The 8,800-nt window shown below is 70.1% G+C and carries 4 protein-coding genes; all 4 read left to right on the top strand.

Annotation, left to right across the window (positions count from 1 at the left end; genetic code table 11):
* Positions 1–1,054: 1,054 nt before the first annotated feature.
* The 4 genes from ACWC2T_RS25025 to ACWC2T_RS25010 all read left to right on the top strand — a co-directional run bounded on the left by ACWC2T_RS25025 (position 1,055) and on the right by ACWC2T_RS25010 (position 8,799).
* Complete coding sequence (locus tag ACWC2T_RS25025) at positions 1,055–3,595, top strand: TniQ family protein (protein WP_450672586.1); 2,541 nt, start codon at positions 1,055–1,057, stop codon at positions 3,593–3,595.
* Between the two features lie 352 nt (positions 3,596–3,947).
* Positions 3,948–4,790 carry an oxygenase MpaB family protein gene (locus tag ACWC2T_RS25020; RefSeq protein WP_450672585.1) on the top strand — a complete coding sequence of 281 codons (843 nt, stop codon included), beginning with the start codon at positions 3,948–3,950 and terminating at the stop codon, positions 4,788–4,790.
* 117 nt (positions 4,791–4,907) lie between these two features.
* The gene (locus ACWC2T_RS25015; protein WP_450672584.1) at positions 4,908–7,064 is read left to right on the top strand and encodes a tetratricopeptide repeat protein; all 2,157 of its coding nucleotides are present in this window, start codon (positions 4,908–4,910) and stop codon (positions 7,062–7,064) included.
* 169 nt (positions 7,065–7,233) lie between these two features.
* Complete coding sequence (locus ACWC2T_RS25010; protein WP_450672583.1) at positions 7,234–8,799, top strand: phytoene desaturase family protein; 1,566 nt, start codon at positions 7,234–7,236, stop codon at positions 8,797–8,799.
* Position 8,800 lies beyond the last annotated feature (1 nt).

Raw genomic sequence — 8,800 nt, 5'->3', positions numbered from 1 at the left:
AAGTCCGGCAACGGACCCGACGGTACACAGGGTGCAACTTGTCCGTGCCCTCTGCGGGTGACGTGGGCCGGGCAGACCGGCCGGACAAGGAGACCCGTCCGGCGCCCGCGTCGAGGTGGCACGGGCGCCGGACACGCAGGGCGGCCACAGGCTCATTTGTTCCCCTGGGCCGGTTCACAGGCGGTCGCCCAGAAGCGCGTCAGCACCTCGGGGCAAGAACCAGAGCAACGCCCCTCGGTCGCCAGGGCCTACCGCATCCTCGCCGAAGGCGAAACGGTCGAGATCCCGACCTGACTCGGGGGCCGTGGCCGCGATGCACTTCCGCGGTGGGACGTCCCGCGCCACCGGTACCTGCCCCAAGATGAGTCTGGCGCACAGCAGGTGTCCACAGACGTGCGCCACCAGGTGTCGCAGACCTGCCACGGCGGAAAGCTGGAGGGCCGCGTCGGGTTTGTCCACATTCTGCGGTTGAAGGTAGACCCATAGCCCCGTGACCAAAGCGGGCGAAGCAGCTGCTGTACCACCGCTGACTCAGGGACCGAGGAGTGCTTCACGTCTGCGCGGGACCAGATCGCTTGCTGGTCGGGGCTGAATTTTATCCGATTCCAGTGGAAGATGATGTGCCTGGCCAGGATGCTGCGGAGACCGAGGCCTAGACGGTTCGTCTCCGCCGCATCAGCCGGAGCTCGGCCGCGAGATGACACGCATCCGACCAGGCAGGATCCGAGGGCGTGGCCGCTCCGTGGCGCCATCGTCGCGTAAAATCCGTCGAGTTCACTCGCGAATCCTTTGACCTTCTCTGCCTCGTGGTCCGAATCTCAAGAGTGCGACGACGGTACGGTGTCCGCCCTCGTTGAAGTCGGTCATTCGTTCGCGTGTCACGCATACGAATGATGTTGTGGGCGGAGCTGACCGTGCAGTGGTTGGCGTGCTGGTTGACTGTGCAGCTGCTGGGATCCGTGCCGTGACAGAAATGCCTCCGGCCCTTTGGAGAGCCGCCACGCGCTGCCGTTGTTCGCGAGAGAAGGGAAGTGCTCCGAACCTTGGCTGACTTGTGGCGCCGTTGCCGCGGAGGTCCGACCGGACGGCACTTTGCTGGCCCTGGGCGTTACGGAAAGGGGAGAGCAGCAGCGTGACACCCCGACGGCTGCCGCGAAGTCTCGAGCCGTTGGAAGGCGAGTCCCTGCCGGGCTTCCTGCTCCGCACGGCCTACCGCTTGGATCGCTCGCCCGTCCGAATCGCGGAGCTGTGCGGCCTGGACGTGCGGCAGCGTCGCCTCTCCTCCGCTTGCCTTCGAACCATCCGCGAGGAGACGCTGCGACAGTTCGCCTTCACCGCACGCCTGACCGAGCACGAAGCCGACGGTCTGACCTTGCGACGATTCACCCAGACCTATCCGCCACTGAGCAGGCTCCGCACGAGTACCAACAGGATCGGATCTGCCGCTTCGGTCAATTGGGCGATGACCCGCTCCAGCCGCTACTGTCCCGACTGCCTGAGGGGGGACACCAGGGCGGTCGAGCAATCCCTGGGCGGAGGGTGGCAGTTGCTCTGGCATCTTCCAGTCGTCTTCGCCTGCCTGCGCCACCGTCGCCTGCTGGAATACCTCTGCCCGGCATGCAACCTTCCGCTCAATGCGGCTGGCGGTGCAGCCGGTCACGGCCGTTCGACTCTGATCAAGAACGCCGGGCTGACCGGGCTACACCCTTTGGAATGTCGGAACACTGTTCCCCGTCACACCGGCGACCGGTCCGACAGCGCGGAGCGAGCCCGGAGCGTGCTGTGCAGAGCACGACTGGACGACTTCAACTCCCGCATCGGCACTGGCCTACCCGACGACGACTTGGATCAGCTCCTGAGCCTGCAACAGCGCGTCCTGGACTACCTCTCTCCGCAAGAGCGCGGGTGGGGCAGGGACGCCATGCCCGACAAGTGCTACTTCTCGGACCTGATCGCGATCACCCACCTCATGAAACTGACGTGGCCGCTGGGCGCGGAGTTCCTCCCTTCCTCTCACTTGGCAGCTCTCGTCCAGGCACACGCAGAACCCGTTATCGCGCAGCTCACGGCCGAACATCAGGGACGCGGAGTACGGAGCAACCGCGGTGCGAAGGTTGCCCCCAACGATTCCTTGATATGCGGTGCCCTACTCCTCGGAGCCGATGCGCTCCTGGGCGATCGCGAACTCGGCGCGCTCCGGGCCCGTGTTCAGCCACTTGCCAGCGAAGCGTACCGCCGCGCAAGAAGCTACGCCGGAGGCATCTGCAGGAGCGCCGACATTTCAGCGGCCCTCGCCCGTGCCACGGCCCGACGTATCCATGGGCTTCCCCTCCGCCGCAACCTGCGCACCGTCTCGACCCAGCATCGATACCGAGTGGAAGAGATCCCCTCTTTCCTGCCCCGGCCGTGGTTTGAACGGCACTTTGCCGCCTTCATCACGCTCTTGCCGAGCGGCGACGCAGCGATCGAACGTCACCTACGTCGGGCCGCATCCCTGCGACTGGCGGAGCTGGTGTCAGGCACAACCTGGGCCGAATGCGCGGCCGCGGTGGGCATGCAGCAGAAGCTTGCCGAGCGCACTCTCAAATACCTTGGACGCCACCTGGACGGACTCGGGCTCTGGCCGGCTTTCGAAGACGTCGTCGAACAGATTGCGAAACACCTGGATGCGACCGCGCCGCGCGTTGACTATGCCGATCGGCGCCGACGGCTGGCGTCTTGGCGCCTGCCTGTACACGACTGGCGCGCCATGTGTGACGGGCTTCCCAGGCTGGATCGGCTGAAGGAGAACGCAGACACGCGGATCGGTTCGGCCCTCATCTGGGCTGAGGCCACCCAAGGCGAGCGCATGCGCAGCCCGGTAGTGCTCGACCTTCGACAACGCGGCGAGGACACCCAGCCACTCGCCAGCAGGTTGGGCAGGCTCAGCGACGGGCTCAGAGGTCCAAGCCTGAGGCTGCGTCGCAGACTCCGGCTGTATGCAGAACACCTTGCGACTTCATGCGATCACAAGCTTGACCTGGCCGTCCCTGTGTTGCAGATCGTCCGTGACGAGACAGACTTGGCCTCCAACGCCAACCATGACAAAATTGCACAAGAGGGTCTCGAAGCGATGTCGTGGGCCGCGAGACCGGGCCGTGCGGTCCGTGAGTTGACGGACCCCGTCGAACAAATGGTGCCAGACACTTTGTGGAGCCTATTCCAACAAGTGGTTCCGACAACACCTGAACGCAAACCGGCTATCACGTCCCCACGCCATGGCGACCGGGAGAGCCTGGCTGCGATCGTGTTCACTGCGACCTCGGGCTGCGGCTGGACGCAACTCCCACTCGGGTTCGGACTCTCGGGTCAAACCGCATACCGACGGTTCATCGAATGGACCGAGGCGGGGGTGTGGGTCCGGCTGCGCCAGCTGCTCCCCGCCATCCCTGTTACTCAGGGCGAGTCGGACTGGCCCCGCCACGCCATCGATGCTGTCAGCGCCCGCGCCGACAAGAGGGAACACAGGCGGCACCGAATGGGCGTCACCTCAACAGGAGCGCAACAAAAGGGCTCATCGACGGACCTTGGGACGCACGCCAACCTGTTCGGCTGAGCCACGAAGAGGAGCAGGGCCGCCCGCGGCGCTACCTGGATGGTCACGAAGTCCTCATGGCTGTCTCCGTCGCAGCGGGACGGCTGGTCTGCCCTGGAGCGGGGACGAGCTGTCGGCCGCTGCCGAGGACGTCGCGACGGCGCCGATGCACGCTTCGCCAGCCCGCGACGGCGAGGGATCAGGACCGCCTCATAGGCGGCCGATGCGCCTGGAACCCCTCCTGACCTGCGGTGTACAAAAGTGCCAACTATCCTTCTGAAACTGGCAGGAAGGTCCGTGAGGCTAGTTGGCATCACTGCAGGTCAACATCGTGCGTTAGTGCCAACTAAGAATCCTGGTCACACCTGCGGACATGGGTGACCCCGGGCTGTTCACGCCGAACTCCGTGACCTGGCAGATGCACGGCGACCCGATGATGTGGGTGGCCGGCGTCCGTGCGCTCTACCTCCAGGCCCTGCACCCGCGCGCGGTACGCGGCGTCATGCAGAACTCGGACTTCCGCCGCGACGCCTGGGGCCGGCTGATGCGCACCGCCGATTTCGTCGGCACGACGACCTACGGCACGACCGAGGCCGCCGAGCGCGCCGGCGCCCGGGTGCGGAAGATCCACAGCATGCTGACGGCGACCGACCCGGAGACCGGCGAGCGGTACGGCGTCGACGAACCGGGGCTGCTGCTCTGGGTGCACTGCGCGGAGATCGACTCCTATCTGCACGTCCTGCGCCGCTCCGGCTTCCCGCTCACCGACGCCCAGGCCGACCGGTACATAGCCGAACACCGGGTCAGCGCGCGCCTGGTGGGCCTCGCCCCGCAGGCCGTACCGGCGAGCCGGGCCGAACTCGCCGCGTACTTCGAGAAGGTGCGGCCGGAGCTGGCGGCGGGACCCGAGGCACGCGCAGTGGACGACTTCCTGCTCCGTCCGCCGACGCATCCCCTCCTCGTCCCGGCGCGCGAGGTGCTGTGGCGGCGCGTGGCGCACCTGGCGTGCGCCGCTCTGCCGCCGTACGCCCATGAGCTGTACGGCAGACCGGCCCCCGCGCCCGCCGTCGTGACCCGCCGGCTGCGGGCCACGGGCGCGCTGCTGCGGGGCGTTCCCGCACGTGTGCGCTGGCAACTGCCGCCCAAACACATCCTGCGGGCCATGGCGAGGCTCGGACCGCAAGCACGTCCGGCACCATACAAAGTCGGGCGATAGGCCGCCATACTGGACGAGCAGGGGGGGTGTGGCACGGATCGGGCCGGCGCGTGGGGGCGTGGCTGCGAACCGGCCTCCTGGCGGCGGGGCGGACGGCGACGGGGGCGGCGGATCGCTATGGGGGAGAACAGGCTGGTTCAGGGCCGGTACCGGCTGCTCGACCTGATCGGGCGGGGCGGCATGGGCGAGGTGTGGCGGGCCCGGGACGAGTCCCTGGGCCGGCAGGTCGCCGTGAAGTGCCTCAAGCCGCTCGGTCCGTACCACGATCCGTCCCTCACCGGCGTCCTGCGCGAGCGCTTCCGCCGCGAGGCCCGGGTGGCCGCCGCCCTCTCGCACCGCGGGGTGACCGTCGTCCACGACTTCGGCGAGTCCGAGGGTGTCCCGTATCTGGTGATGGAGCTCCTGGAGGGCCGCGATCTGAGCCGGCTGCTGCAGGACAACAAGGGCCACCCGCTGCCGGTGGACGACGTGGAGGACATCGCCGCGCAGGTCGCCGCCGCTCTCGCTTACACCCATCAACAGGGCGTCGTCCACCGCGACCTGAAACCGGCCAACATCGTCCGGCTGGCCGACGGTACGGTGAAGATCTGCGACTTCGGCATCGCCCGCCTCGGCCACGACATCGACTTCACCGCCCGGCTGACCGGCACCGGCGTCGCGCTGGGCACCCCGCACTACATGTCCCCGGAACAGATCGGCGGCGACGCGGTGGACCAGCGCAGCGACCTGTACTCGCTGGGCTGCGTGCTGTACGAAATAGCCACCGGTGCACCGCCGTTCGACCTGGAGGACGCCTGGGCGATCCTCATCGGCCACCGCGACACCCCACCCCGGCCCCCACGCGAGCAGCGCCCCGAGCTCTCGGGCCGCCTCGAGCGCATCATCCTCGACCTGCTGGCCAAGCATCCCAAGGAACGGCCGCGCGACGCAGGAGAGTTGGTCCGCAGGCTCCGTGGCGGTCGCGCAACCGGCGCCTCTGTCACGGTCGTGGAGATCCCGGCGGTGACTGGCGCGGCCCGACTTCCCTCCTGGACGCAGGGCATGACGACCGGTCACAAGGCGCTGGGTGCCGCCGGACTCGGCGCCCTGCCGCCGGACCCGGGGGCGGCCCTGTCGAGCCGGTGGGACGCGCCCCACAGGGACGCGGGGCCGTATCCGGTACGCGGCTCCGGCCGCGCGGGCGCGAACAGCCACAACGCACCCGCGGACGCCCTACGGCCCGTACGGCCCGTACCGGCATCCCCCGCGGAGCGCACCGCACCCCCGGCCGAGCACACCGCCCTGCGCCGCGAGGCCGTGCGGCTGGCCGGGCTCGGCCGGTGGGCCGAGGCGCTGGCCGCCTACACGGACCTCGCCGAGGCAGGCGCACGCGTCCTCGGCGCCGACCACCCCGACACCCTCGCCGCCCGCCAGGAGACCGCCTATGCGCTGGGCCGGCTGGGCCGCCACTTCGAGGCCCACCAGGTGTACGCGGAGGTGCTGGCCGCCCGAGTGCGCGCCATGGGCCCCGATCACCCCGAAACCCTGCGCTGCCGCCACAACCTCGCCTGCACCCTGGGCCGGCTCGGCCGCCTGGACGACGCCTGCCGCACGGCCCTGGAGGTGGCCGCCGCCCGGGCCCGCGTGCTCGGCCCCGACCATCCCGACACCCTGGTCTCGCGCTGCGAAGTCGCCTATGTCCAGGGGCAGTCGGGCCATTGGGAGGAGGCGCTGCGCGTCTACCGCGAGGTCGCCGAGACCAGAGCGCGCGTCCTCGGCGCCGACCACCCCGACACCCTGGCCGCCCGCTACGAGACCGCCCTCAGCCTAGGCCGCCTCGGCCACAGCGCGGACGCCCTGCGCCTGTACCGCGAGCTGGTCCAGGACCGCACCCGCGTCCAGGGCCCCACCCACCCCGAGACCCTGCGTGCCCGGCACGGCCTCGGGGTCAACCTCGGCCGGCTCGGGCGCTGGGACGAGGCGCTCACCGAGGCCCGCCACGTGCGCGCGCTGCGTGCGCGCGTCCTGGGGCCCGACCACCCCGACACGCTCGTCAGCCACCGCGAGGTCGCCGCCGCCCTGGGCTGGCTGGGTCGCTGGACCGACGCCCTCACCGAGTACCGCCGCGTCGCCACCGCCCGCGAACGCGTCCTCGGCGCCGACCACCCCGACACCCTCACCAGCCGCAACGACGAGGCACACTGCCTGGAACGCCTCGGCCGCAGCACCGAGGCCCGCGAGTTGTACCGAAGGGTCGCGGTGCTGAGCCGGCGGCGCGCCTCGGGCGGATGCTGACCGGTCGTCGGTGTTCGGCCCCGCCGCCGGGTGGGGAGGTCCGCGGATGGCGGACGGTGCCGATGATCCGGACGCCCCGTTCCCGTCCGGGGCTGGTCCAAGTGGACGGACCGCGTCACCACGCAAACGTCCGGCTTCCCACCCTGATCATCTCGTGCTACCAAGGACCATGCCTGCGAACGAGGGAACCCGCACATACGACGCCGTCATCGTCGGTGGGGGCCACAACGGTCTGGTCGCCGCCGCCTACCTGGCCCGCGCCGGCCGTACGGTGCTGGTCCTGGAACGGCTGGAGCACACCGGCGGCGCCGCGATCTCCACCCGCCCGTTCGCCGGTGTCGACGCCCGGCTGTCGCGCTACTCCTACCTGGTCAGCCTGCTGCCGCAGAAGATCGTGCGCGACCTCGCCCTGGACTTCCGCGTCCGCTCCCGCACCATCTCCTCGTACACTCCGGTGGAGCGGAACGGCCGGCCCACGGGACTCCTCGTCGGCGGCGGCGAGCAGCGCACCCGGGAGGCCTTCGCCCGGCTGACCGGCGGCGAGCGCGAGTACCAGGCCTGGCAGCGCTTCTACGGCATGACCACGCGGGTCGCCGAACGCGTCTTCCCGACCCTCACCGAGCCCCTGCCCACCCGCGACGAACTGCGCCGCCGTATCGACGACGACACCGCCTGGCGGGCCCTGTTCGAGGAGCCGATCGGTGTCGCCGTCGAGGAGAACTTCACGGACGACCTGGTCCGGGGCGTGGTCCTGACCGACGCCCTGATCGGCACCTTCGCCGACGCCCACGACCCCTCCCTCGCCCAGAACCGCTGCTTCCTCTACCACGTCATCGGCGGCGGCACCGGCGCCTGGGACGTGCCCGTCGGCGGCATGGGCGCCCTCACCGACGCCCTGGCCGACTCCGCCCGCTCGGCCGGTGCCGTCATCGCGACCGGGCACGAGGCGGTCCGGATCGCCACCGACGGGCACACCGCAGAGGTCACCTACCGCACGGCCGACGGCGAGGGGGTCGCCGCCGCCCGGCACGTCCTGGTGAACGCCTCCCCGCAGGAACTGGCCCGCCTGACGGGGGACCCGTCACCCGAGCCCGCGGAGGGCGCCCAGCTCAAGGTCAACATGCTGCTCACTCGGCTGCCGGGGCTCCGCGACCCGGCCGTCGACCCGCGCGAGGCCTTTGCCGGCACCTTCCACATCGCCGAGGGCTACCGGCAGCTCGCCACCGCCCATGCCCAGGCCGCCGCCGGTGAACTCCCCGCCGTGCCGCCCTCGGAGATCTACTGCCACTCCCTGACCGACCCCACCATCCTCGGTCCCGAGCTCGCCGAGCGCGGCTACCAGACCCTCACCCTGTTCGGCCTGCACACCCCGGCCCGGCTCTTCGACCGGGACAACGACGCCGTACGCGAGGAGCTGCTGAAGTCCACCCTCGCCCAGCTCGACGCCCAGCTCGCCGAACCCCTCGCCGACTGCCTGGCCACCGACGCCGACGACCGCCCCTGCATCGAGGCCAAGACCCCGCTCGACCTCGAACGGGACCTCGGACTGCCCGGCGGTAACATCTTCCACCGCGCCCTGTCCTGGCCCTACGCCCAGGCGGAGACCGGTCGTTGGGGCGTGGAGACCCGGCACACGAACGTCCTGCTGTGCGGCGCGGGCGCGGTGCGCGGGGGAGGGGTGAGCGGGGTGCCGGGCCACAACGCGGCCATGGCGGTGCTGGAGGCCACGGCGTAAG

It is taken from the genome of Streptomyces sp. NPDC001393 (assembly GCF_053597455.1).
Note: the sequence above shows the minus strand (reverse complement) of the source record. Positions and strands in the feature narration are given on the sequence as shown.

Bases quoted from the DNA above. Each gene is read 5' to 3' on its own strand.
- ACWC2T_RS25020 (WP_450672585.1), top strand. From the start codon at position 3,948: ATGGGTGACCCCGGGCTGTTCACGCCGAACTCCGTGACCTGGCAGATG.
- ACWC2T_RS25015 (WP_450672584.1), top strand. From the start codon at position 4,908: ATGGGGGAGAACAGGCTGGTTCAGGGCCGGTACCGGCTGCTCGACCTG.
- ACWC2T_RS25010 (WP_450672583.1), top strand. From the start codon at position 7,234: ATGCCTGCGAACGAGGGAACCCGCACATACGACGCCGTCATCGTCGGT.